Genomic DNA, 26,171 nt, shown 5'->3' on the forward strand with positions numbered 1-26,171 from the left:
ATTTGAAAGGACACATACCAAGCACCATTCGGTTCCTGTTTAATGGTGGTTACGCCAATTCGGACACCTTTTTCATGTGGCAAATGCTTAATATTGTTAGCCGACGCTTTTAAACGCCCAACTTTAGGGATTTGAATATGGTGAGAATCAGTCACTTTAACTTTCGCACCATTAAAAATATCCTCACCAGCTTTACGAGACTTAGCCGGATAGCTGTTCTTTGTTTGATAACTGAATCGATATTGGTCTTTACGTTTGGGTTTTGGTGTCCCGGCTGAGTTGACCTTGCGCCACATGTTCCAAGACGCTTGATAATTGCGGATCGCCATGCTCGGCATGTTGGTATCTAACCGAGAATCAGTGTTCAGCCATTTCGCGTGTTGCTTAGAGCCCCAATCTCGAAAGACTTTGGCGTTATAAATGTAGCGAGCAGTATGGCAGTTGAACAACATAATATCAGCTTGTTGCGCACTGGGGTAGACCCGAATTTGGAAACCAAAACTGTAAGTGAAGGTTGCCTTAACTGCCTTCATTCGAGCCTTGATAGCCTGTTTACGTTCGTTAGACATTTTGCCTTTGATGATAAGCACCTCCCTTTGTAATTTATAAGTTAATTTTAATAAGAAAAGAAGTGTCCATCAAGAACGTATGTTCATTTTAGACAAAGTCGGTGCACCAAGAAAAAATTGCCCCATTTCTTGTCGATTATATCAAGATGTGCGAAACAACCACCAGAATGCTAAAAAGTGGAAAAATTTTAAAGCTAAGTATCAAAATAGCGTTAAGCAAACGGGCTTACATCCCCGGTTTAAAAACCGGGGCATTACGCCTAACTTTCAGTAAAACACTAAACAACCGAACTTCGTGGTCAATAATAATAGTAGCAATCACCAATACCACTCAAACACAAAGCTGATTAAAGGCGATATTGGTAAACAGCAAACCAGTTTCTCAACTCAAAGTAAGCTAAAAATTTGATTGAGTATCAAGACTATTACCGAGCCTAAACCTGCGCCAAAACTCAGGCCCCGGCCATATAAGAGAAAGGTCCCGTAGATTCCAAAACCAGGAATCCACGGGACCTTTCTCTTATATTCTGGGACCTAAACGAGTTTTGGCTCACCCTCAATCAAGCACACCAACCATATTTATGCTATAATAAAACCTTATTGTTACAAGTTATCAGTTAGATAATCTAACAATAACGGTTGCCAATGGTCATTAAACCGCGATTCTAAGCCAAATTTAATGCGTTATATAAGCCAGTTAAATAAATGAATAAATTATCGCATTTTTGATAAATATCATATATCCTATGAAGCCTTTTATAACGCATTTTTCGGTCGATGATAGGCCGGAACTACGCGCTTTTTGCCAATAATTATTTTGACCAACTGATGATTTTGGTTTAGAATTATTATTGAGTTAAAATTAAAAGCGAATGAAATTGGGCACCGAATTGTCGGTTGTTCCTGCGATGATCACTTGCAAAATTAGCGAAACTCAGAAGAACGGCAGTCTCCAGGATGCCGTTCTATTATTCATAAAAGGCGGAGGGGAAACTATTATGTCAATGATTGAATTTCACGATGTTGAAAAATACTACGGCGATTACCATGCCCTGCACGATATTAACTTAACGATCGATTCAGGGGAAACGGTTGTGCTGATCGGCCCATCAGGTTCTGGGAAGTCAACCTTGATTCGGACGATCAACGGCTTGGAAACAATCCAAAAGGGTCAATTGATCGTTAACGGTCAAGATTTAGCCAACAAGAAAACTGACATGAACCGGATTCGTAAGAACGTCGGGATGGTGTTCCAACACTTTAACCTGTACGCCAATAAAACGATTTTGGAAAACATCATGCTGGCACCACGGATGGTGCTGCATCGACCAGAAGAAGAAAACAAGAAGTTTGCGATGGACCTGTTAGACCGAGTTGGTTTAGCGGACCAAGCACCTAAATTACCAGCCCAATTATCTGGTGGGCAACAACAACGGATCGCCATCGCGCGGTCATTGGCAATGAAGCCTAAGGCACTATTATTTGATGAACCAACCAGTGCGTTGGACCCTGAAATGATCGATGATGTGTTGAACGTTATGAAGGATATTGCACGAGATTCCGATATGACCATGCTGGTGGTGACCCACGAAATGGGCTTCGCGCGTGAAGTGGCCAACCGGGTTATCTTCATGGCTGACGGTCAGATTTTGGAAGATGACAGCAAGGAGAAGTTCTTCGACGGGCAACCATCCAACGAACGTGCGCGTCAGTTCTTAAGCAAGATCATTACGCACTAAACGAGCGGAGGGGACGAAAAACATGAAACAGTTATTCCGAAGAGTCGGATTAATCGTGTCGGCCTTAGCGGTGCTGTTGGTCTTAACGGCGTGTGGTTCGGGTAAAGCGTTATCCGACCAAAACGTTGTGACGCGGGCCAAGCAAACCAACACGATTACTTGGGGTGTCAAAGCCGATACCAAGTTATTTGGGTTGATGGACGTTAAAGACGGCCGAATCAAAGGATTTGAAATCGACTTGGCAAAGGCGTTGACCAAGCAGATGTTGGGATCAAAGGGGAAGGCAAGCTTTGTTCAAGTAACAAGTCAAACCCGGATCTCACTGTTAAATAACGGGAACATTGATGCCATCATGGCCACGATGACCATTACGCCAGAACGGGAAAAGCAAGTTGACTTCTCCCGGTCGTATTTTGATGCCGGCCAATCTCTCTTGGTTAAGAAGGGGAGCGGCATTAAGAGCGTGAAGGACCTCAATAAGAAGGGCGCAACCGTCCTTGGGGTTGTTGGGTCAACTTCCGTTCAAAACATGGCCAAGGCCGCACCAAAGGCCAAAGTGCTTCAACTATCTGATTACGCGCAAGCTATGACGGCTTTGAAATCCGGTCAAGGTCAAGCGTTGACCACTGATAACGGGATCTTAGCCGGGATGGCAGTTGAAAACCCAGGTTACGAATTGGTTGGCGGCTCCTTTACCAAGGAACCTTACGGGATCGCCATCAACAAGGGCCAAGGCGAATTTAAGGGCGACATCAACAAGGCGTTGACACAAGTCGAAAAGAGTGGCGAATATAACCGACTATTGAAAAAGTGGTTCGGCAGCGTCGCTGGGTTCAATTATAAGGAGATGGAACGATGACAGCAATTTTCGCTCATTACGGTGGTGACTTGCTTTATGGATTCGGTCAGACCTTACTATGTAGTGTCATCGCACTGTTCTTTAGTTTGATTATTGGATCGATGTTTGCGATTTTTGAAACCACCCCAATTAAGACGTTACGGGTTATTGCCCGGATCTACATTGAAGTTTTCAGAAACATTCCACTGTTGGTTATCACGATGTTCTTCTTCGTGGTGATTCCAATGTTTGTGGTTAAAATCAACGGTTTCGCCGCCGGGACGATTGGGTTGACGATCTACACCTCAGCCTTCATCGCTGAAACGGTTCGGGCCGGGATCCAATCAGTTGATCCTGGTCAAATGGAAGGTGCACGGGCGAACGGCCTGACCTTCTGGCAATCGATGCAACACGTCATCTTGCCACAAGCTTTCCGTTACGTCATTCCACCATTGGGCAACCAATTCATTAACTTGGTGAAGAACTCATCAGTCCTTGCCTTCGTGGCTGGATTTGACCTGATGTATCAAGGTAACGTCATCGCATCAGATTCATTGAGTACCATGAGCACTTACATTTGTGTCGGGTTACTCTACTTGATCATTACGTTACCATTGAGTTACTGGATGCGTTATCTCGAAAAGAAATTAGCATAGGGGGTGCAATCGAATGAAAGACTTTATTGACGCATATTCATGGATCAACCTGCGTTACTTACTGGAAGGCCTTTGGATCACGGTACTCGTGTCGATTGCCTCCATTGCTGGGAGCTATGTGATTGGCTCGATTTTAGGGATCATTCGTTACGTGAACATCAAGGTCGTCTCACCAGTGGTTGGGGTGATCATTGATATTATCCGGAACCTGCCATTGCTGTTGATCATCTTCTTTACCTACTTCGGTTTGCCTAACCTGGGCTTCCGACCAAGCAGTGTCTGGGCCACAATTTTAGCCATGATCATCTTCGAATCAACGATGATCGCCGAAATTGTCCGTTCAGGGATCGTTGCGGTGGATCCTGGCCAAATGGAAGGCGCTCGGGCTAATGGTCTGAGTTATAGCCAAGCCTTGTTCAAGATTATCTTGCCACAAGCGATGAAGAAAATGTTACCAGCGTTGGTCAGCCAATTTATCTCACTGATCAAGGATACCTCATTGGCCACCATCATCGTCTTACCAGACCTGATGCATAACGCGCAAATCGTGTATGGCCAAAACACGACGTATATCTTACCAATGTTCTTGATGATCGCCATCATGTACTTTATTGTTTGTTATGCGCTGTCGTTGGTTTCGAGGGGATTGGAAAAGAGACTGAGCTAAGTCGTAGAGAGTGGAACAAAACGGTTAGAGACCGGAGCATAAGCCCATCTCACCATAAACCCCGGTTTTTGGGGTTTGTGGTGAGATGGGCTTATGTGCAGGTCTCTGTTTTGTAAAACTCGTTTCGGCGCAGGCTAATCAAAACGGTAACGTTAGCAAGCCTCACAAACATAACCAATTATTGCCAACAAGAAATTCAAATGGCGCCGAAATTATGTAATCGTAATGAACATTGCCAATTCCACTTGGTATTCTTAACGCCGTATCCCGGGCTTTGGGCGGTTTTACTGAAGTTGCCTTACATGCAGCTCTCTGCCTTGCGGAATTCGTTTAGTCTCGAGAACATCGACAAACCAAACAAAAAAACGTACGACCACCACGGCCGTACGTTTTTTGCTGTCCAATAATCTAAACTCAAACTCAACTAATCCTTACCTTCATCCACCAAATACGCCTCAAACCGATGAAAATCGATCGTCGTCACCTCAGCAGTGACCTGAGTGCCCTCAGCCAGATAATCAGTCTTCAAAACTGAAGCATGGTCATTCAGATAAGAAACCACGTCACCCTTCGCAAACGGAACCAAGAAGGTCGCCGTTACGTAGTTCGTGAAGACCTTTTCCTTGATCACGTCAACCAGCATGTCGATTGAAGCCTCATCCTTAGCTGAAACGATCAGTTCATCACCCGCGCGACTTGGAAAATCGGTGTCGGTCAAATCGGCCTTGTTATAAACGGTGATCATTGGCAGATCCGGGACGCCGATTTCAGTCAGTGTTTTACGGGTCGTGGCCATCATGTCCGCTTTATTGTCGCTGGAGTAGTCGACTACTTGAACCAAGAGGTCGGCGTTAGCAGCTTCATACAACGTGGATTTGAACGCTTCGACCAAGGTGGTTGGTAATTGTGAAACGAACCCAACCGTGTCGCTTAGCAACAACTTCTTGGCATCGGCGAACTGAAGCTGACGCACGCTGGTATCCAACGTGGCAAACAGCATGTTTTTCACCATGACTTGCTTGTCATCGTTCATCCCAAAGCGCTTGATCAACTCGTTCATGATGGTCGACTTACCGGCGTTGGTGTAGCCAATCAAAGCCACGTTAGGTAAATGCACCCGCTCACGCTGCTGGCGTTTAACCTCAGCCGATTTGTTAACATCCTTGAGTTCATGACGGACGTGGTTGATCTGACGCTGGATAGTCCGTCGGTTCAATTCGACTTGCGCTTCACCAGCCCCACGGTTGGTAAAGCCACCGCCAGCACTGGTCCCAGTTTGTTGGTCCAGTCGTTGATTCATGGCCGTGTGTAAACGGGGCATCTGGTATTGCAACTTCGCCAGTTCAACTTGGAGCTTCGCTTCTCGGCTTTGTGCCCGGTTGGCGAAGATTGCCAGAATCAGGCCAGTCCGGTCCATCACGGGGACGTCAACGACCTTTTCTAGGTTCCGAATTTGACTAGGGGTCAATTCATCGTTGGCAACGACGATTTCAGCGCCGGTGTCAATGACGGCATCGCGAAGTTCTTCAACTTTACCGGTCCCAAAGTAGGTGCCGGCAACTGGTTGGTTTAAGTTTTGTACGATGGTTTCGACGACGTGCATGTTATTGGCCACTGAAAGGGCCTTTAATTCAGCCATGGCGTAGTCGAAGTTATAGCGGCCTGTGTTCAACCCAATATTGAGTACGGGAACAAGTTCGCTTTGATCCATGTTGTCACCATCCTTAATCATTAATTGGTTTCTGTTAGTTCAGTATAGCACATCTTGGGCGCTGACCTGGTTATCAGGCCACGTCCCGATGATGGCGATACCGAAGTGGCCTAGGTCGTCAGGCAAAATCAGAAATGGATGAGCGAAAATTGGATATTAATTACAAAATCCACAGTAAAATAATAGTATTCACCATTGATTTTAATATAGACCAAAGCTAAAATTAATGGCGTACTTATTTAACAGCAATTATTTTAAGTTGTGATTGGGGAGGAACTTCAATGAAAGTTTCAAAAATATTAGGGTTAGGGGCTGTTGCGGCAGTCGCTTTAACGTTGACGGCCTGTGGCGGTAAGTCATCAAGCTCGTCATCAAGTAGTAATGGGAGTTATGCGTCAGATCAAACGGTTAACTGGATGGAAAGTTCGCAGTTACCGACCATGGATATTTCGCTGGCAACGGATGAAATCAGTATGAACATGCTGAACAACACCAACGAAGGCATTTACCGACTTGGGGAAAACAACAAGGTTGAACCTGGGTTGGCGACGAAGACGACCACTTCCAAGGACGGTAAAACGTGGACCTTCAAGTTGCGTCATGCCAAGTGGAGTAACGGTGATCCAGTGACGGCCCAAGACTTCGTTTATAGTTGGCAACGGACGGTGAATCCCAAGACCGGTGGCCAGTACGCCTACATCTTCTCCGGTGTGAAGAACGCCGATCAGATCATGAAGGGCAAGAAGGCTGTTAGCACGTTAGGGGTCCAAGCAACTGGCAAATACAGTCTGAAGGTCACCTTGGATAAGAACATTCCATACTTCAAACTGTTGTTAGGCTTCGTGCCATACTTCCCACAACACGAATCATTCGTGAAGGCCCAAGGCAAACAGTACGGGACTAAGGCAACTGGCGTGTTGTCAGATGGTCCATACAAGATCAAGGGCTGGACTGGGACCAACGATTCATGGTCACTGGTTAAGAACAACAGCTACTGGGATGCTAAGAACGTCCACTTGAAGACCTTGAAGGATCAAGTCACCAAGGATTCCGGGACTGCGTTGAACCTGTTCCAGAGTGGCAAGCTTGACGAAGCCGTCTTGAGCGGTAGTCAAGTGAAGAACATGCTGAAGGACTCGAAGATGAATGTGCGTCCCGAAGCCCGTTCTGGGTATTTGGAAATGAACCAAAAGAAGGTTAAAGCCTTCAAAAACTTGAAGATTCGTCAAGCGATGTCATACGCGCTTGACCGCAAGACGTTTACCAAGAACGTGTTGGGCGACGGCTCAATTGCCGCACCAGGGTTTGTCACTAAAGGTTTGGCCAAGAACCCTAAGACCGGCGCTGATTTTACCACCGATGCTGATAGCAAAGGCGTTGGCATTACCTTTAACGCCAAGAAAGCCAAGCAACTTTGGAAGGAAGGCTTAAAGGAAATTGGCAAGAAGTCACTGACCATCAACCTGATGTCTGACGACACACCACGTGAAAAGAACACCGCCGAATACGTCCAATCACAACTCCAAAAGGAATTGCCAGGCTTGCACGTGACGGTTTCAGCCATTCCTTACAAGCAACGGTTGGATAAGTCAGCTAAGCACCAATTCCAGATGGTCTTGACCCTCTGGGGGGCCGATTACTCAGACCCATCCACTGACTTGGACATCTTGACCTCAACCAACTCGTACAACAACGGTCAATGGACCAATAAGCAGTACGACGCCTACATCAAGGCTGCCGATAACGCACCTGCTGGCCAAGACCAACAACGTTGGAACGATATGGTTTCAGCTGAAAAGGTTTTGTTGAAGGACCAAGGGGTCATCCCACTGTATCAAGTCACGATGCCACAACTGTTGAATCCAAAGGTGAAGGGCTTGATCTACAACACGGCCGGCACACCATTCAACTTTAAGGAAATGTACGTGGCGAAGTAACGCGGTTACCTCACCAGGTTAAAATCGAAAGTCGCTCACTTTGTGGTGGGTGACTTTTTGGTCATATAGGGGATTATTTAGTTATGCCACTTTATGAAGCACTATGATTTGTATTAACTGTCGATTCCGGTAAGCGGCTAAGTTCATATTGGTGTGAGTTGTTACTATCGGGGATCATCTCATGGGCGTAGCTACACAACCTGCCGCAGAATTGCCATGAGTGATGTTGATTCGACAATCGTTAGAATCGGTTATCAGTTGATGTCTCATAACGGTGATGAACAAACTGCAATCCATTCTGATATTGGCTTAACGCACTTGAATGTGTTATTCACCCGATACGATAACGTTGCTGTTCAACGTTGATTGAGACGTTCCGCAATTATCATCGTACGACAGTTTAGCCCTTCATGATGAATTTTCGGGAGTGCGGTTTCGCTGCCGAAAGTCCGCAAACAAGAGGTCGGTCTGAAAATTGGGCCTCAGCCATGAAATTTCACTTAGCTGGTGAACTTCCAGCTTAGTGAAAGGCCGTATTCTGAGACGTGTTCTTCGGCTCAGAATCGTGCCCATGGCGTTCCAGCGCCCAAATTTTCAGATCGACCGGATGTGCCCACAATATCACCCATGATTAACGCGCAAACGAGGCCAAATTTCACAAGCCTTGACCGTTATCACTCATTACTAGCGACACGAACAACAGGTGTCATAAACGAGCCCCGTTCACCCGAAACGTTGCGTTATCAACTTTACGAAAACTTATTCGACAAAGCGAAAAAATATGCATTTCGGTGAACCCTTATAAATCAAGCGATTAGGGCTTTTTATACGATTAAGATGATAAAGCAACATTGATTTTAATGGTTTTTTAATATACAATATACACATTATTGCTTGTACTATACTTGTAGGATGTTTATGCGTGTGCATCGTGACACGCAGGGCTGTTACTTAGTGGTAGACGCTTGCACTAAGTAACTGTGGCGATACGTAGGGAGTGATCACCATGAAATTTGGGAGAGCGTTGCAATTAGGGATCGTTGCTGGGGCTTCCGGGCTGTTGTTAGCGGCCTGTGGGTCTAAGAACAGTCAGCAGCATTTAGCCGCTCATCAAACCCTGAACTGGGTCGAAACGGCTAACTTGCCCACCATGGATCCGTCTAAATCGACCGATGTTGTGAGTGGCAAAGCACTGAATAACGTGGATGAAGGGCTGTTACGTTTGGCGGCAAACGCTAAGGTAAAGCCCGGCGTTGCGAAGTCCTATGATGTCTCAAAGGACGGGAAAACCTGGACGTTTAATCTGCGCCATTCCAAGTGGAGCAATGGCGATGCCGTCACTGCGCAGGACTTTGTTTATGGTTGGCAGCGGACGGTCAAACCAAGTACGGCGTCTCAGTACGCTTATTTGTTCGACCACGTGGCCAACTATGATGCGGTGAATAAGGGTAAACTGGCACCGTCTAAGTTGGGGGTTAAGGCCGACGGTAAGTATAAGGTTGTTGTGACCTTGTCGAAACCCCAGAGTTATTTCAAATACCTCGTGGGCTCACCGGCCTTCTTCCCGCAAAACCAAAAGGTCGTTCAAAAGTACGGCAGTAAGTACGCGGCTAACGCAACTGACGCCGTGTACAACGGGCCGTTTAAACTGACCGGTTGGACGGGGACCAATAATAGCTGGCATTTGGTGAAGAATAAGCAGTACTGGAACGCCAATGCCACGAAGCTGAACCGCATCAACTTCCAAGTCATCGAGGATCAAGGGACTTGGTACAGTCAGTATCAGGGTGGCAAGGTGGATGAAATCATCACCGATGGCACCCAGTATCAACATTTGAAGCATGATAAGGAAATGCAGCTTCGTAACGGGGCCTCGACCTTCTATCTGGAATTGAACCAGCGCAAGGGCTTCTTCAAGGATAACGTTAATGCGCGGAAGGCCATCTCATTAGCAATCAACCGTCAGCAGTTAACCAAAAACGTGTTGGCGGATGGCTCGCAACCAGCCAAGGGCCTTGTCCCAACGAATTTAGCTGAGTATAAGGAGACTGACTTTGCGAAAGCCGCTTACGTTAAATCCGGGACGGCGTACAACCTGAAACAGGCAACGGCGCTCTGGAAGCAGGCGCTGAAACAGTCTGGTAAATCCAGCATCTCGCTGGAATTGTTGGCGGATGATACGCCAAACGGTAAGAAGACCGCGGAATTTATCCAAAGTCAGTTGACCAAGTTACCGGGATTGAAATTGTCTACCAGCAACGTGCCGTTTAACGTTCGGTTGAGTCGCTCTAATGACGGCGACTTCGACATGGTGATTGGTGGCTGGATCGCCGATTTTCCAGATGCGATTTCGTTTAGTTCACTGTTTACATCGACCAACGCCTACAACCGTGGCAAGTGGCAAAACAGCACTTACGACACGGCGGTGAAGAACGCTGAGGGGAAGGACGCTAACGATGCGACGGCGCGCTGGCAAGACCTGACCACAGCTGAAAAGACCCTGATGCAACAACAAGGGGTCGTGCCACTGTATCAACAAACCCAAGCGCAGATGCTGAAGACCAAGGTCAAAGGGGTCGTGTACTTCCCAACTGGCGCCCAATGGGACTTTAGTCACGCTTATATCAGCGATGCGAAGTAGAGTCAATTAAGTTAACCAACGGCTGATTTAGGTCAGTTGCTGAAAATTCTAGTGGAGGTAAGGATCGACCTGCGTCAATCCTTACTTTTACATAGCACTCATTTTTGAGCAATCGTGCTCAACGCGTTTAATTAATAGTTAGTAGAATGGAGAGGTAGCTTCATGGCGAAATATTTAGGCAAGCGGATATTTTATCTGCTATTAACGTTATTCATCGTCATCACCGTCACGTTCTTTATGATGAAGCTGCTGCCCGGGACACCGCTGACCAACCAGCAAAAACTGTCACCGGCGCAACAACACTTGATCTTGAAGCAGTACGGGTTGACAAAACCGGTTTGGCAACAGTACCTGATTTACGTGGGCGGGATCTTCCACGGTGACTTTGGGACCTCGTTCCAATTTAGTGACCAACCCGTCTCATACCTGATCTCTAGCCGGATCGGACCATCATTGATCTTAGGGGCACAAGCCATGATCTTAGGGGTCATTCCCGGTATCTTAGTCGGTGCGTTAGGGGCCATTAAGAAAAATACCTGGGTTGACTCGACCACAACCATCGTCTCAATTCTTGGGATCTCCATTCCAAGTTTCGTGTTGGCGGTTATCTTACAGTACTACGTTGGCTTGAAATTGGGCTGGTTCCCAATTGCCGACTGGGGCGGCTTCTCCTACACTGTCCTACCAACGATTGCGTTAGCGGCGTCACCGTTCGCCGATACGGCCCGGTTTATCCGGACGGAAATGGTGGACGTTTTGAATTCGGATTACATTGAGCTGGCAACGGCTAAAGGGATGAGTAAGTGGGGCGTGATTTATCACCATGCTTTGCGGAACAGTCTGATTCCGGTGGTCACCATCATCGGCCCATTGGCCGTTAACATCATGACCGGGTCAATGGTTATCGAAAACATTTTCTCAGTGCCTGGGATCGGGGAACAATTCGTTAAGTCGATCTTGACCAACGACTACCCAACCATCATGGCCGTCACGATTATGTATAGTGTGCTGTTGATGTTAGTGCTGTTACTGACCGACATCGTCTACGGCATTATCGATCCACGAATCCGAATTACGAATACCAGTAAATAAGTGGGAGGAAAATAAATGGCTGATGAAGTTAAACTGCCAGCAGATAGTTTTGAACCGTTAGATAAGTCAAAACACTTAGACAGTGAAAAAATTGCCGCGCCTAACCTGACGTTTATGCAGGATGCTTGGCGGCGGTTGAAGAAAAATAAGGGTGCCATTATTGCCATGATTTTACTGATTCTCTTCTTCGTCATGGCGTTTGGGTCAGCGTTCATTTCACCACATGATCCCAATGCGGTTCACCCACAGTTTGCGAACTTACCACCAAAGTGGCCGGGCATCGACATCAACGGCTTTAACGGGACGTTGGTACAAGCTGGTTCTCGAGTTGATGCTTACCAAGCTGCCGGGGCTGCGAGTCACGTGCACTACTGGTTAGGGACCGACTACCTTGGTCGGGATATGTTATCTCGGATCCTTTACGGGACTCGAATCTCACTGACCGTTGCCGTGGTTGCGACCATGGTTGACCTGTTATTCGGGGTTACCTTCGGCCTCTTCTCAGGCTGGAAGGGCGGCTGGGTCGATAACTTGATGCAACGGATCATCGAAATCATCATGTCGATTCCCAACCTGGTTGTCGTTGTGCTGTTGATCCTGGTGTTAAAACCCGGGATGATGTCGATTACGATCGCCATTGCCTTTTCAAGTTGGACCACCATGGCCCGGCTGATTCGGGCGCAGACGTTGGAGTTAAAGGAGCAAGAGTACGTGTTAGCGGCTAAGACGCTGGGCGAAAGTTCCATCAAGATCGCCTTCAAACACTTACTGCCGAACCTCTCAAGTATCATTATCATTCAAACGATGTTTACCATTCCAAGTGCCATCTTCTTCGAAGCGTTCCTATCCTACGTTGGGATCGGGATCAGTTCACCAAAGGCTTCCCTTGGGACCTTGCTGAACGATGGGCAGAAGAACTTCCAATTCTTGCCGTATCAAATGTGGTATCCAGCAATCGTGCTGTCGATCATCATGATTGCCTTTAACGTTTTCGCCGATGGCCTTCGGGATGCCTTTGATCCGCAAACGAAAGAGTAGGTGAACCCTGAAATGGAAAGTAACGAAACCATTTTGTCCGTGAAGGACCTCAAAATTAACTTTAAGACCTACGCTGGGACGGTCAAGGCGATTCGTAATGTCAGCTTCGATTTGAAGAAGGGCGAAACGCTCGCCATCGTCGGGGAATCTGGGTCGGGTAAAACCGTCACCACCCGGTCGATCATGGGCCTGTTAGCCAACAACGCTGAAATTGCTGGCGGCGAAGTTGATTTTCACGGCAAAGATATTTTAAAGATGTCGCAAAAGGAACTTGAAAACCTCCGGGGCGCGCAAATCGCCCAAATCTTCCAAGATCCAATGACCTCACTGGACCCAACCATGCGGATCGGCCGTCAAATCGCCGAACCACTAATGGTCCACAAAGGCGTCAAAAAGGATAAGGCAATGGCGCAGGCGCTGGAAATGATGAAGCTGGTTGGCATCACGGATGCTGAGCACCGGATCAACGACTACCCGCACCAATTCTCAGGTGGGATGCGCCAACGGATCGTGATCGCGATTGCGTTGATTAACTATCCCGAAATCCTGATTGCCGACGAACCAACTACCGCGTTGGACGTGACGATTCAAGCTCAAATCTTGGATTTGATGCGCGAATTACAAGATAAGATCTCAACCTCGATCATCTTCATCACCCACGATTTAGGCGTGGTGGCCGGAATGGCCGACCGCGTGGCGGTGATGTATGCCGGTAAAATTGTGGAAGACGGTACAGTTGACGAAATCTTCTACAACCCAAAGCACCCCTACACTTGGGGTCTGTTGAGTTCAATGCCAACCTTGGATACCAATGGTGAGGAATTACCATCGATTCCAGGGACGCCACCAGACTTACTGGATCCACCAGCTGGGGACGCCTTTGCGGCCCGGAACCCATATGCGTTGAAGATTGATACCGAAAAGGAACCACCGTTCTTCAAGGTGTCACCAACCCACTATGCGGCAACCTGGTTGCTCCATCCGGATGCACCAAAGGTAACGCCACCGGTTCAAATCTTACAGCGCCAAGAGCAGTTTGCGAAGTTGCAACAACAACTCGCCGATGCTGACCTGCACCACCAAGTTCAAGAACAGGAGGAGCAGCAATAATGGACGAGCTAAACCGTAAAAAAGTCTTGGAAGTCAAGCACCTCAAGCAGTATTTTAACGTTGGCAAAAAGGACGAAGTGAAAGCCGTCGATGATATCTCCTTTGACATCTACGAGGGTGAAACGTTCGGGTTAGTTGGCGAATCTGGCTCTGGGAAAACCACGGCTGGGCGGGCGATCATTCACCTGTACACGCCAACGAGCGGGTCGATTAAGTTCAACGACCAAGAAGTGATCGGGATGCGCGATAAGCAAAAGATGCAACAATTCCGGCGTGACATGCAGATGATCTTCCAAGATCCGTACGCATCGTTGAACCCGCGGATGAAGGTCAAGGATATCATCGCTGAAGGCATCGACATCAACCATTTGGCTAAGGACGACGATGATCGAAGCAAGCAAGTGGCTGACCTGCTGGAAACGGTTGGGTTAAACCGCGACCACGCTAGTCGTTACCCCCACGAATTCTCTGGTGGGCAACGACAACGGATCGGGATCGCCCGGGCGTTGGCCGTGCAACCCAAGTTCATCATCGCCGACGAACCAATCTCCGCGTTGGACGTGTCGATTCAAGCCCAAGTGGTCAATTTGATGAAGCAGCTCCAGCGGGAACGTCACTTGACGTACCTGTTCATCGCCCATGATTTATCGATGGTCAAATACATCAGTGACCGCATCGGCGTGTTGCACTACGGCCGGATGCTGGAAGTCGGCACAGCGGATGAAGTCTATAACCACCCGTTGCACGACTACACCAAGAGCCTTCTGTCCGCCGTTCCCGTACCTGATCCAGAGTACGAGCGGACCCGGACCCAAATTGACTATGATCCAAAATACGAAGATGGCTCTAAGAAGCGTGAACTCGTTGAGATTGCGCCACACCACTTCGTCCAAGCCAGTGAAGACGAAATTCCAATGTATCGCGACCGCGCGAAAAAGATGGGTCTGGAGCTGGTCTAACTAAACAGCAACTGGGAAGCTGAACCTGTGTCTGGGTTCGGCTTTTTTTGTTGTGTGAAGTGCGGTGATTTGCGTAATCTTTCGATTCCGGCAGGCGGTTAGGTTCCAGCTGTGGGGACCGGCCTGAGCCGAAGGGCGGTCTCAGACCTCGAAGTTAAGCCTCGCCAAAGCCCGCGCGAGTCTTAACTTCGTCCCCGATGATTGGCGGTTGCTGGAAGCCCGCCATCAACCACCAATCATCGCGGCACAGCAGGAACCTAACCGCCTACCTCCATCTTACGTGGTGCAATTCGGTACTATCGCGAATCATCTCAAGTGCTTAGCTGAACGGCTTGTTGCAGTATTGTAACGACTGGCGTTAATTCGATAAATCGCAAGCGCTGGTCAGCAGTCAATGCTTCGGAATCGCGATGAGCAAACATCGTCTTGTTCTGAACGTTGACTTAACGCGTTTGAATGCACTGATGACGCAATGCTGTAACGTTGTCATTCAACGTTTACTGAGATGTTCGCAATTGTCAGCGTGCGACAGTTTAGCCCTTCATGATAAATTTTCGGGAGCGCGGTCCTGCTGCCGACAACTCGCAAACAAGAGGTCGGTCAGAAAATTGGGCCTCAGCCGTGAAATTTTACTTGGCTGGCGGTCCTTGCCAGACTAGTAAAAGGCCGTATTCTGAGACGCGGGTTTCGGCTCAGAATCGTGCCCACGGCGTTCCAGCGCCCAAATTTTCTGACCGACCGGCTGTGCCCACAATATCAACCATGATTAACGCGTCGATGAAGCCCAACTTCACAAATCATCAAACAAAAACCGCCACCCGTAATTGAACGAGTGGCGGTTAGCTAGATTAAGATTAAAGTTCCTGATCCGCATTGTTGTAGTAATCAACGCTGATCTGGCCGTCTGTGACGGTGAGTTTAGTGACGGCACCGTTCAGAGCTGAGACCGCAATGTCGATGTCCGGCGCGAAGCGGGAGACGATACTGCGGATGGTGGTGCCGTGGGAGGTGATCAGGACGTTGTCGCCATCATTGGCGTTGGCGATGACGGTGTCGAACCCGGGCTGGAGCCGCGCCCAGAATTGGGCGTTGGTTTCGGCGTCACCGGTTGGGTCGAGGTCGTGTAACATGTCCTTGATGGTTTCGATGGAGTAGGTGCTGATCAAGTCGTTGAAGGTGTTATGCGCTTCAGGACCGCCAACCAAGTGCCACGTTGCCACGTCGTCGTTGCCTTCGTAATAGCCGAAGTTTTCTTCCCGGAAAGCGGTATTTGGAATCGCCGTAGTCAACGGGCTAGGATTGCGGGCCAAGATAGCTTCGGCTGTTTGGCGGGCGCGGGGTAGGTCGCTGGTGTAGGCTTGGTCGAAGGTAATTTTGCTGAGGCGGTCACCCGCGTGGGCGATGTCGGCCAAGCCAGTTTCAGTCAGCGGTGCGTCGATCCAGCCTTGGAGCCGGTGGTATTTGTTCAAATACGTTTGGCCGTGGCGGACGAGGTAGATGTTAAAGGTTGTCATGAAAGTTCCTCCTGAGTTAGTTCAATTTGCCAAGTTCCCGACGGATGCGGGGAGCTTCGGCTTTACTGCTGGTGAATAAAATGCGGTCGTTCAGCTTCAACGGGGTATCACCACTTGGGCGAACAAAGCGCTTCTCCCGGTAGATTTGGGAGATGGTGATGTCGTCGATGAACGGCAGGTTGCGAATCTGAATATCGGTATACTTGTGATTCCGGAGTTGAACTTCGAAGACGCCGGATTCGGTAGCAGTGAGCAGTTGAATGGTCGATGGCGTTTCAATCAGCCCGCGAAGCATGCTGATGTTGACGTCTGGGGTGCTGTAAACTTCCACGCCCATTTTGACCAGCGTTTCTTTTCGCTCATCGAGAATGTTAGGGTCTTCGAACCGGGCAATGACGCGGTTGACACCATATTGTTTAGCCGCCTTAGCGAGTCGGTAGTTTTCCTTAGAGTTACTCTGCCCCAGCACCACGATGTCGGCGTCAAAGACGTTTTCAGCAACGAGGTCGTCCGGCACTAAGTTTTTCAGTAGGTGCACGTCGGTTTCACTATTAAAGGCCCGGTAGTTCGGCTCCTGGTCAGTATACATATGAATATCATACCAGGATTTGGCCAACTGTTGGGCAACTGGAACGGTTAAGAGGTTGGTGCCGATAAAATGCACCGTGGTTGGCTTCTGGTCTGCAGCCTCAGTTGAATAGCGCTTGTTGAAGAGGAGCGGCCCGACCACGCAGGTGATGATGGCGGCTAACAGAAAGGCGCCGGACTGCTGACTGGTGATTTTGTGCAGGTGTTCGGCAACTTGCAGGATGGCTAAAACCACGGTCAAAGTCGTGCTGGTCATGGCAGCGCCCGCGAAGGCATTTGCCGTTTTAAAGCGTAGTTTCAGCACCGGGAAGACCGCCAGTTTGGCCACGAAGTAGGCGATGAGAAATACCGGGATCAGGATCAACGTTTGCCGGTCGTTCAGCAGGGTGCGCAGGTTGAGCCCCACGCCACTCATGATGAAGAAAATCGGAATGAAGAAGCCGTAGCCGATGGAATCCAGACGCACTTTGGTTTCTTCATGGGGTTCGAGTAACTTGATGACGATCCCGGCGAGGAAGGCGCCAAGGATGCCTTCAGCCCCAACCGATTCAGCGGTGGTGACCAGCGCAACGATGACGAAGAATGAGAGGCGAACGTCCAGTTGAGTGGTGGACTTGTTGATGCGGTCGAAGAACTTGAAGAAGGCTTTGAACCGCCAAACGAGAGCGGCTGCGGCGAGAAGAATCAGCAGTAACAGCCACAGTGACTTGGAGGTTGGGCTGTAGACCGAGGCGTAAAAGGTCAGTCCCAGCATGGGCACGACTTCACCTAACGCGGAGATCAGAAGCACGGTTTGACCGAATGGGCGACTGAGGAGTTCCTTTTCCTTGAGTGCCGCAATCACGATGCCCAGTGAAATGGTCATGAAGAGGATCGCTGATAACCACATGTCGCTGAAGAAGCCGGTGGCTTGCAGCAGCCAGCCGAGACCGATTGATAAAACAACGATGGTGCCGTAACTGATGAAGGCTAGGGCCACTGGCGAGTATTTCGGCGCGTCTAAGGCCTGCTTTTGTTCCAGCGGGGTGAGTTCAGTGTTTCGCTTTCGAAACAGGCTAAAGTCGATTTCTAGGCCACTGAGGAACAACAGCACGATGACGCCGACGTTTTTGAGGAGGTCGAGGGTCGTGTTGGCTGTAATCAGGTCGAACACGCTGGGGCCGAGAATCACGCCGACGATGATTTCGATGACGGCGGTTGGCAGCAGCGTGAGTTTGAAGCGCGCCATGATCAGTGGGATGAGCAGAGCGGCTAGTAAGATGATGACTAAGGAGATTTGGTCCATTGGTTGACACTTCCTTGGTGAATTTGGTATTTTGTGTGAGCTATTTGGGGTGGTGCGGGTTAGGTGGTGGTGAAGATGATGTGTGTTGAGGCTGCTTTGTGTTCGGCAGCATTGGGGCTGATGTTTTTGGTAAGTTGGGGGCACTTTCTTTGCAACGTGAGGATTGCTTTCCATTTTTGTGATTGGCGACGAGCGTTCAGGCAACGTTGTTTTCGTCGCGAGGATGATTGGATTTTTTAGTAGTCAATACAATAGAGGGGTTGTCGTCATTGATGTTTCTGGCTGCCGCGCCGAAACGTGCGGCGGGAAGCAGATAGCTGCATGTAAGGCAATTAGGCAAAATGCCCAAGCCCGGGGCTTTTTGCCTAATTGCCTTACACTCCGCTATCTAAACGCTTCCCTCCGCACTCTAAACGTGTTACACTTATACATCGAAATTCACGATTGGAGGTTCATTATGGCAGCGACAATTAAGCAACAAGAGCAAGCCCATCTCGATTCAGTAGTTGATAAGATCAAGGTGGCTCAGACCAAATCACAAGAGCGGATCGATCAAGCAGCTTCGGACGAAACAGCCATTCGTGATAATTTCTCAAATGAGCTCCGATTGAAGACCGATTCATACGGCGGCATGATGGAGACGGCCCTTTCCGTTCGGCAGCAACAACAGCTACTGGGCGAACGGCAACACAGCTGGCAACACGCTACAAACGAGTTGGCCACGTTAAAGAAAATGGAAAAAACACCCTACTTTGCGCGCATCGATTTTCACGAAGCGGGCGAAGATCGCAGTGAAACAATCTACATCGGCTTAGCGTCATTTTCAGACGAGCCGGATCGCTTCCTAGTATATGACTGGCGGGCGCCAATTTCTAGTGTTTATTATGACGGTGGGCTGGGCGATGTGACCTACCAGACGCCGGATGGTGAACAGACCGTTACGGTGAAATTAAAACGCCAGTTCCAAATTGAAGACGCAACCATTAAAACGGTGTTCGATACCGAAGAAGCCGTTGGTGATCAGATGCTGTTGGACGCTTTGAGCGAACAGTCTGACACCAAGATGAAGAGTATCGTCACCACCATTCAAAAAGAGCAAAACCAAATTATTCGAGACACCAAGTCGGATCTGCTGTTCGTTCAAGGGGCCGCTGGTTCCGGGAAAACGGCAGCCGTGTTACAACGGGTGGCTTACCTGCTGTACCGGTACCGGGGCAAGTTAACGGCTGGTCAAGTGGTGCTTTTCTCACCCAACCAGTTATTTAACGATTACATCGACCAAGTGTTGCCTGAACTTGGCGAACAAAACATGGTTCAGATGACGTATTACCAGTACTCGGGTCGCCGGGTACCGAAGTTGGCGATCGAAACGTTGTCACAGCGGTTTAGCGAAGATTACACGGATGCGCAAAAGCGAATCGATTCGCTGAAGGGCAGCTTAGACTTCTTTGATGCCGTGACCGCTTACGCCAACCATCTGGAAAAGGAAGACATGATCTTCAAGAACATCAATTTCCGGGGTAAACCATTCTTCACCAAGGAAAAGATTGCGGAAATCTACTATAGCTTTAATGAAAACTATCGCTTAGGGAACCGCCTAGACGGGACCCGCGAACAGTTGATCAAACAATTAAACCGCCGGATCAGTGCCGAAATGCGGACGAAGTGGGTCGAAGAAGCCGTTCAAAGCCTCAGCAAAGAAGACCTCGATAACCTGTTTGACAACCAACCGCGCGAATTTGAATCCGAAGATAAGGAATTTCAGTTCTTAGCACGGAAGATCGTTATGAAGGCCTTTACGCCAATTCGTCAAGCGGTGGTGCGGAACCTATTCTTGAGTATCAACGCGCAGTTCGTGCACATGCTGCGTTCGATGCCAGCTATCATTGACTTGCCAGCATTTGGCATCAGTCGCGAGGACTGGAAGGCTAGTGTTGCGCGGGCGGTTGATAGCCTGAAAAACCGGCACATTACGTTGAGCAATGTCTCAGCCTACCTCTACTTGTACGATAAGATCACTGGTAAGCACGGCGAACGCGATATGCGGTACGTGTTCATTGACGAAATTCAGGATTACACGCCGTTCCAATTGGCGTTCCTGAAGTTCAGTTTCCCACGGGCCCGCTTCACGCTGCTGGGGGACTTGAACCAAGCCATCTTCACCAAGGAAAACAGTCGCACGCTGTTGAGCGAACTGAGCACGATGTTTGATCCGGAGAAGACCCGGGTCGTTCAATTGACCCAATCGTACCGGTCAACGCAGCAGATCACCGACTTCACCCGCCACATTCTGGTGAACGGGGAAGCCGTGACGGCGTTCAATCGAAGCGGGGCGCTACCAGTGGTGAGCGTTTCGGCGGATGCGGAAAGCACGATTGCGCGCTTGAAGCAGCAGCTGGACGCCAACAACGCCGCCAAGGAAACCACGGCCATTATTGGCAAATCCTTAGCTGACTGCCGCGCCTTAGCTGACCGACTTCAAGCCGATGGCGTGAAAGTCACGTTGATTCAATCCGAAAACCAACGTTTGGCGCCCGGCGTGATCATCGTGCCATCCTTCCTCGCTAAGGGGTTGGAATTCGATGCGGTCATCGTTTGGGAAGCTTCTAAGAAGACTTACTTTGATGATGGTGAACGGCAATTGCTGTATACGATTTGCTCACGGGCGATGCATCAGTTGACCGTTTTGGCGACTGGTGAGTTGTCGCCGTTGTTTGGGACGGTGCCGGCTGAGGAGTATGTGTTGGAGGGGTAGGTTGCTGACCTGACTATTTGATTTAACTGCATTGGTACGCTTGCGAGTGTTTCGATGGGGTTAGCTAGCGCAACTGTTTGGCTTGGTAAGTATCGAACTGACTTCTTAACTGGACATTATTGATGAGGTTACTTTCACATCGAGACTGTTATATAGCCTAAACGTGTGAAAAGTTGCAGACCTCGGCCATATAAGTAGTGGATACCACGAACTTCCAAAACTTGGGAATTCGCGGCGCATGGTTCGGAGTTTTCTATTGGTAAGAATCGAACTGACTTCTTAACTGAAGATTGTTGATGAGGTTACTTTCACCTCGAGACTGTTATATAGCCTAAACGTGTGAAAAGTTGCAGACCCCGGCCATATAAGTAACGGGCACCACGAACTCCCAAAGCCCGGGAGTTCGCGGTGCCCGTTACTTATATTCTGGGATCTACCCGCAACTTTTCACACTCTCTACAAAAATGATAGCGCTTCATGTATAATAAACACAATGCATTTTGCAACGAACGGATTGAGGCGGACACTGATGACGAATGATTTAATTAACTATGATAGTTTTACCAAGGCAGAGTGGCGTGATTTTTACCAAGACGCGTCGGTGCCCCTGACACAGGCTAGTTTGAAGCAGATTCAAGCGTTCAACGACCAGATTTCGGTGCAGGACGTGCAAGATATTTATATTCCGCTGATCCACTTCCTCGGCTTGGAGATCAACCAGTTTGATCACTGGCAGAGCGTGAAGGCGAAGTTTCTGCGGCAAAAAGCGCGGCACGTGCCCTACATTATCGGAATCGCCGGGAGTGTGGCGGTGGGGAAGAGTACCACTGCCCGGCTGCTGAAGGTACTGATGAACCACTTTTTTGGCGATCAGCGGGTGGAGTTGATCACGACGGATGGGTTCTTGTATTCGACGGCTGAGTTAAAGAAACGCGGGATCCTCGACCGGAAAGGGTTCCCGGAAAGCTATGACATGAAGGCGCTGATTAAGTTCTTGAATAACGTCAAATCCGGTAAGAAAGTTATGGAAGTGCCAGTCTACTCCCACAAGGTGTACGATATCGTGCCGGATGAGGTGCAAGAAATCGTTCAGCCCGACGTGTTGATCGTTGAAGGGATCAACACCCTACAACTGCCAAGTACCGAACAAATCTACGTGTCGGACTTTACCGACTTTTCGATTTACGTGGACGCAGAGCCGGATATGATTGAAACGTGGTATTTGGAACGGTTTAAGGCGTTGTTGACGCTGGCGGCGGATGATCCGGATAACTACTATCATCACTATACCGAGGGTGATCTGGATACCGCAGTGGCAGCGGCTAAGCACATCTGGAATACGATTGACCTGCCGAACTTGGAAGAATACATTCTCCCAACCAGAAGTCGAGCGGACATGATCATTCATAAGGGTGATGCCCACATGATCGACCGGGTGATGTTACGGAAATCGTAATGTGTGCGTTACCGATTTTGGTCTAGCCGAATAATGAGAAATTAACGTTAAACCGAACAAGTTGAGTGAAACGCTTTCAATTCAGCCAGTTACCATGAATTTGCTTAAAAAATCCGGTTGGAGAAAGCCGAACAATAAAAAGTTGCTAATTTTAATTGACCGGCATTCGAAATACCCGTATGATAGTGGCATAGTGATAATTTCAGGTTTAATAAAAAGGAGTGAACGGATTGGCAAAGGTGGATTTATCGTCCTTTGATAAGATCATTGTGCTGGACTTTGGTAGCCAGTACAACCAATTGATTACACGACGGATCCGTGATTTAGGCATCTATTCCGAATTGATGTCCCATAAGATCACGGCGGCCGAAGTCAAAGCCCTTAATCCTAAGGGGATCATCTTTTCTGGTGGCCCAAACAGTGTGTACGCTAAGGACGCACTGCGGGTGGACCCAGAACTGTTCGAGTTAGGGATTCCGATTTTGGGGATCTGCTACGGGATGCAGTTGATGGCTTACACGCTGAATGGTCAAGTGGACTCAGATAATGGCCAATACGGCCGGGCAGCGATCACGGTTACCAGTGATGATGCCAAGTTATTTGCCAACACACCCAAGGAACAAAACGTTTGGATGAGCCATGGTGACTTGGTAACCAAGGTACCTGAAGGGTTTGAAGCTGTCGCAACCAGCCCTGAATGTCCAATCTCTGCGATGCAGGATACCACCCGCAACTTCTACGGGATTCAATTCCACGCCGAAGTTCGAAACACCGATTACGGTAACGAGATCCTGAAGCACTTCGCCTTTGACGTCTGTGGCGCCGAAGCAAACTGGTCAATGGATGACTTCATTGATTTACAAATTCAACACATCCGCGAAACTGTCGGTGACAAGAAGGTCCTCTTGGGCTTGTCTGGTGGGGTTGATTCCTCAGTGGTTGGCGTGCTCTTGCACAAAGCCATTGGTAACCAACTGACCAGCATCTTCGTTGACCACGGTCTGTTGCGGAAGGGTGAAGCAGAACAAGTGATGGACAGTTTGAAGGGTAAGTTCGGGTTGAACATTATCCAAGTCAACGCCCAAGAACGGTTCTTGTCGAAGCTGGCTGGTGTCAGTGAACCTGAAAAGAAGCGGAAAATCATTGGTAACGAGTTTATCCAAGTCTTCAATGATGAAGCCCAAAAGCTGGACGGCATCGACTTCTTGGCTCAAGGTACGTTGTACACCGACGTGATTGAAAGTGGGACCGACACGGCGCAAACCATCAAGTCTCACCATAACGTGGGCGGTTTGCCAGAAGACATGCACTTCCAATTGATCGAACCACTGCGTTCACTCTTCAAGGATGAAGCCCGTGAATTAGGTGAAAAGTTAGGCATGCCATCCGACTTAGTATGGCGCCAACCATTCCCTGGTCCTGGTCTGGGCATTCGGGTTATCGGTGAAATCACCGAAGAAAAGCTCGAAATCGTCCGTGATAGTGACTTAATCCTCCGGGAAGAAATCAAAAAAGCCGGCTTAGACCGCGACATCTGGCAATACTTCACCGTCTTACCAGGGATCCGTTCAGTCGGTGTCATGGGTGACGGCCGGACCTACGATTACACCGTTGGTATCCGGGCCGTAACGTCTATCGATGGGATGACTGCCGACTTCGCACACATTCCATACGAAGTCTTAGCTCAAATCAGTACGCGAATCGTTAACGAAGTGAAGCACGTTAACCGCATCGTGTATGATGTTACGAGTAAGCCACCTTCGACTATTGAGTGGGAATAAACGCCTAGTTTCTTAGGCTGAGTTCTTGCTCGGTAAATGATTAAGATGAAATTTGAAAGCTACTGTGAGTACTTAGCGATAGGTGCCTACGGTAGCTTTTTTATGTTGTTTTGAAAGTTTATTGAGCAGAATTTTTAAATACCGCTTGCCCTCAAGTGCACTTGACCGTTTAAAGTGTCAGTATAGATTAGGAGGATGAGTAAATGAAAAAAATGATTGTAACGGGCGGTTCTGGGTACGTGGCAGAGTGGGTAATCAGTGATTTATTGAATCATGGTTATCAGGTGCATGCCAGTTTGAGAGATTTGGCCAAAGCGACAAAGGTTCGAACTGCAGTTGGTCGGCAGGTTTCGGCTGAAGGTCTGACTCAGTTATCGTTTTTTCAAGCCGATTTAACCAGTGCTGATGGCTGGGCGGATAATTTGGTGGGAGCAGATGCTGTGTTTCACGTGGCTTCTCCACTCGGAAACGGGACCGAAACGGTTGCCGAACTGGTTAAGGTTGCGAAAGGTGGCACCCTAAATGTACTGAATGGTGCTAAAGTCGCTGGTGTTAAAAGAATTGTAATGATCAGCTCACAGGCAGCTGCCACAGCACCACGCTCGGTCGGCGCCGTTGAGCTCGGTAATGATTACTGGACGGATATGCGTAACCCCGAACTCGTGCCCTACTACGTGTCGAAGGTAGAAGCCGAAAAAGCGGCGTGGGAATTTGCGAAAGACAATGGACTTGCGTTAACGACGCTATTACCGGGTGGTATTTTCGGACCATTGCTTGATCCGCATGTCCAAAGTAGCAACGCGTTGGTAAGTGAACTGGTTCAAATGCCGTTGGTACCACAGGTCAACATTGAGGTGACGGATGTGCGTGACTTGGCAGTTGCCATGCGGTTGGCATTAACGACCTCAACTGCAGTCGGCAAGCGGTATAATGTGGGGAGTGAGCCGACAACTTTTCCACAGATCGTGCGTGCTTATCAGCAAGCTGGTCTTCGAAATAAGAAGTTGGCACTGACGGTTCCCAATTGGGCCATCAAAGTTGCTGCTAGAATTCAGCCAGCCTTGCGACAGTTATTGCCGCAATTAGGCGTTAGCTATTGGCATAACCGGACGCAAGTTCAAAACGACCTGCAATGGCAGACGCGTCCTTGGCAGGAAACGATGACCGATAGTGTAGCCAGTCTGAAAGATTGGGGGCTATTGAAGTAAGGAGTGTGCGTGATGAGTGAAAGCATCCAACAAGTGTCAAAACGATACGGCGTTTCGGTGGCGACTTTGCGTTACTACGATGAACTCGGATTGTTGCCACGGTTAACGCGTAACAGTAGTGGTTATCGGCAATTTAACGAAGTTGATTGCAGTGATTTGGAGATGGTGATCTGTTTTCGGCATTTAGGCCTTGGTGTTAAAGAAATCGCTTCGGTGATGGCGCCGGTTACGGATGACACCGCTCGTAATCGTAAATTGGACTTAATTGAAAAGCAGAAACAGCGCTTGTTGGCGCAAGCGGTCGACTTGCAGATGGGGCTGTTGATGATTGCAATTAAAGAACGCATTTATCGGCAACCCGAAATTGAGTCGAGGCAACATGCTCGAACGGTGATTCGAAAGTTTGTTGATGGAAAAATACGGTCATCAGCGCCTGATAGTGCGCTTGAGTTGACGCTGGCGGGTAGCGGTGAAGTTGATTGGTTTGCGGCCGAAGATTGGCCGGTGATTTCACGAGTTGTGCGGTTGTACGGTACGGTTCAAGATTGATCAGAAGTGGTACCGATTGAGTCAGGGATGCTATACTGGGTCGTAGTTGCAAAATCTGATTGATCAAAGGAGTAGGGG

At 48.7% G+C, this 26,171-nt stretch carries 20 protein-coding genes; 16 read left to right on the plus strand and 4 right to left on the minus strand.

The features are described from left to right. Nucleotides 1–590 (minus strand): nuclease/transposase family protein (locus ACYVR3_RS09530; RefSeq protein WP_461244048.1); only part of this gene is annotated, 590 nt, incomplete at its 3' end. A 977-nt stretch (nt 591–1,567) separates the two neighbouring features. On the opposite strand from ACYVR3_RS09530, the gene ACYVR3_RS09535 reads away from it, so the two are divergent. The 4 genes from ACYVR3_RS09535 to ACYVR3_RS09550 are packed head-to-tail and all read left to right on the plus strand — an operon-like array spanning nt 1,568 to nt 4,469. After that, nucleotides 1,568–2,308, plus strand: coding sequence for an amino acid ABC transporter ATP-binding protein (locus ACYVR3_RS09535; protein ID WP_461244049.1), 741 nt, complete (start codon nt 1,568–1,570; stop codon nt 2,306–2,308). Nucleotides 2,309–2,330: 22 nt separating this feature from the next. Next, on the plus strand, nt 2,331–3,167 hold the full coding sequence (locus tag ACYVR3_RS09540) for a transporter substrate-binding domain-containing protein (RefSeq protein ID WP_461244050.1): 837 nt from the start codon (nt 2,331–2,333) through the stop codon (nt 3,165–3,167). Next, nucleotides 3,164–3,802, plus strand: coding sequence for an amino acid ABC transporter permease (locus tag ACYVR3_RS09545; protein ID WP_461244051.1), 639 nt, complete (start codon nt 3,164–3,166; stop codon nt 3,800–3,802). Before ACYVR3_RS09540 ends, ACYVR3_RS09545 begins: the two co-directional genes overlap by 4 nt. 13 nt (nt 3,803–3,815) lie before the next feature. Beyond that, nucleotides 3,816–4,469 (plus strand): amino acid ABC transporter permease, encoded by a 654-nt coding sequence (locus ACYVR3_RS09550; protein ID WP_461244052.1) that lies wholly within the window; start codon nt 3,816–3,818, stop codon nt 4,467–4,469. Between the two features lie 424 nt (nt 4,470–4,893). Here ACYVR3_RS09550 and hflX read toward each other — a convergent pair whose 3' ends face one another. Further along, a complete protein-coding gene (hflX, locus tag ACYVR3_RS09555; RefSeq protein ID WP_461244053.1) occupies nt 4,894–6,180 on the minus strand; it encodes a GTPase HflX in 1,287 nt (428 codons plus the stop codon). A 281-nt stretch (nt 6,181–6,461) separates the two neighbouring features. Between hflX and ACYVR3_RS09560 the strand changes: the two genes are divergently transcribed. The 7 genes from ACYVR3_RS09560 to ACYVR3_RS09590 all read left to right on the plus strand — a co-directional run bounded on the left by ACYVR3_RS09560 (nt 6,462) and on the right by ACYVR3_RS09590 (nt 14,957). Further along, nucleotides 6,462–8,117: a peptide ABC transporter substrate-binding protein gene (locus ACYVR3_RS09560; protein ID WP_461244054.1), complete on the plus strand. Its 1,656-nt coding sequence runs from the start codon at nt 6,462–6,464 to the stop codon at nt 8,115–8,117. A 216-nt stretch (nt 8,118–8,333) separates the two neighbouring features. Next, nucleotides 8,334–8,483, plus strand: a complete 150-nt coding sequence (locus ACYVR3_RS09565) for a hypothetical protein (protein ID WP_461244055.1) — start codon at nt 8,334–8,336, stop codon at nt 8,481–8,483. Between the two features lie 640 nt (nt 8,484–9,123). Continuing rightward, nucleotides 9,124–10,758 (plus strand): peptide ABC transporter substrate-binding protein, encoded by a 1,635-nt coding sequence (locus ACYVR3_RS09570; RefSeq protein ID WP_461244056.1) that lies wholly within the window; start codon nt 9,124–9,126, stop codon nt 10,756–10,758. Nucleotides 10,759–10,920: 162 nt separating this feature from the next. Beyond that, on the plus strand, nt 10,921–11,850 hold the full coding sequence (gene opp3b / locus ACYVR3_RS09575; RefSeq protein WP_057151586.1) for an oligopeptide ABC transporter permease: 930 nt from the start codon (nt 10,921–10,923) through the stop codon (nt 11,848–11,850). Between the two features lie 15 nt (nt 11,851–11,865). Next, the gene (locus ACYVR3_RS09580; protein WP_461244057.1) at nt 11,866–12,888 is read left to right on the plus strand and encodes an ABC transporter permease; all 1,023 of its coding nucleotides are present in this window, start codon (nt 11,866–11,868) and stop codon (nt 12,886–12,888) included. Nucleotides 12,889–12,900: 12 nt separating this feature from the next. Beyond that, nucleotides 12,901–13,998, plus strand: coding sequence for an ABC transporter ATP-binding protein (locus ACYVR3_RS09585; protein WP_461244058.1), 1,098 nt, complete (start codon nt 12,901–12,903; stop codon nt 13,996–13,998). Then, nucleotides 13,998–14,957, plus strand: a complete 960-nt coding sequence (locus tag ACYVR3_RS09590) for an ABC transporter ATP-binding protein (RefSeq protein ID WP_057151584.1) — start codon at nt 13,998–14,000, stop codon at nt 14,955–14,957. Before ACYVR3_RS09585 ends, ACYVR3_RS09590 begins: the two co-directional genes overlap by 1 nt. Before the next feature lie 854 nt (nt 14,958–15,811). On the opposite strand, the gene ACYVR3_RS09595 is transcribed toward ACYVR3_RS09590, so the two are convergent. Both ACYVR3_RS09595 and ACYVR3_RS09600 read right to left on the minus strand, forming a co-directional pair. After that, nucleotides 15,812–16,471, minus strand: a complete 660-nt coding sequence (locus ACYVR3_RS09595; RefSeq protein WP_461244059.1) for a histidine phosphatase family protein — start codon at nt 16,469–16,471, stop codon at nt 15,812–15,814. 16 nt (nt 16,472–16,487) lie between these two features. After that, on the minus strand, nt 16,488–18,344 hold the full coding sequence (locus tag ACYVR3_RS09600) for a cation:proton antiporter domain-containing protein (protein ID WP_461244060.1): 1,857 nt from the start codon (nt 18,342–18,344) through the stop codon (nt 16,488–16,490). A gap of 457 nt (nt 18,345–18,801) precedes the next feature. Between ACYVR3_RS09600 and helD the strand changes: the two genes are divergently transcribed. From helD to ACYVR3_RS09625, 5 genes are all read left to right on the plus strand, one after another. Continuing rightward, a complete protein-coding gene (gene helD, locus ACYVR3_RS09605) occupies nt 18,802–21,099 on the plus strand; it encodes an RNA polymerase recycling motor HelD (RefSeq protein WP_461244061.1) in 2,298 nt (765 codons plus the stop codon). Nucleotides 21,100–21,628: 529 nt separating this feature from the next. Continuing rightward, on the plus strand, nt 21,629–22,555 hold the full coding sequence (gene coaA, locus ACYVR3_RS09610) for a type I pantothenate kinase (RefSeq protein ID WP_461244062.1): 927 nt from the start codon (nt 21,629–21,631) through the stop codon (nt 22,553–22,555). 230 nt (nt 22,556–22,785) lie between these two features. Continuing rightward, entirely contained in the window at nt 22,786–24,336 is a 1,551-nt protein-coding gene (gene guaA / locus ACYVR3_RS09615) for a glutamine-hydrolyzing GMP synthase (RefSeq protein ID WP_191982974.1), read from the plus strand. A gap of 203 nt (nt 24,337–24,539) precedes the next feature. Then, nucleotides 24,540–25,544: an NAD-dependent epimerase/dehydratase family protein gene (locus tag ACYVR3_RS09620; RefSeq protein ID WP_461244063.1), complete on the plus strand. Its 1,005-nt coding sequence runs from the start codon at nt 24,540–24,542 to the stop codon at nt 25,542–25,544. A gap of 12 nt (nt 25,545–25,556) precedes the next feature. After that, nucleotides 25,557–26,093 carry a MerR family DNA-binding transcriptional regulator gene (locus ACYVR3_RS09625; RefSeq protein WP_461244064.1) on the plus strand — a complete coding sequence of 179 codons (537 nt, stop codon included), beginning with the start codon at nt 25,557–25,559 and terminating at the stop codon, nt 26,091–26,093. The last annotated feature ends 78 nt before the right edge of the window (nt 26,094–26,171 follow it).

Source organism: Secundilactobacillus muriivasis, from assembly GCF_054785195.1.